At 33.5% G+C, this 385-nt stretch carries 1 protein-coding gene; it reads left to right on the forward strand.

Going from position 1 to position 385, the window contains the following annotated elements:
- A partial coding sequence (locus HV826_RS36590) for an ATP-binding protein (RefSeq protein WP_176421594.1) occupies nucleotides 1–385 on the forward strand: 385 nt, incomplete at both ends.

The following is a 385-nucleotide window of genomic DNA, read 5'->3' on the forward strand; positions in this document are numbered from 1 at the left end:
TTTAAATACTGGACGTTCTTATCCTTTGGAATTAATACAGCTCGATCAATTACTTGTTAATATATTACAACCATACGAGCAACACATAAAACAAGAAAATCGTACACTTGAAGTTAATTTCTGCACAGATATTGATGCATTCTACCAGTATCGACCTCCAATCGAACGTATTTTGACCAATTTACTAGATAATGCATTAAAATTTTCTAATTCTGGTAGCCGTATTGATATTATTATTTCTGAGTGTAAAGAAAACGACGTCATTAGTATTTCAATAAAAGATGAGGGCATAGGTATCGTTCCAGAACTTCAATCACGTATCTTTGAAAGAACGTTTAGAGTTGAAGATTCTCGAAATACTAAGACTGGTGGTTCGGGGTTAGGA

It is taken from the genome of Myxococcus sp. AM010 (assembly GCF_013372585.1).
Lineage (GTDB): Bacteria > Myxococcota > Myxococcia > Myxococcales > Myxococcaceae > Myxococcus > Myxococcus vastator.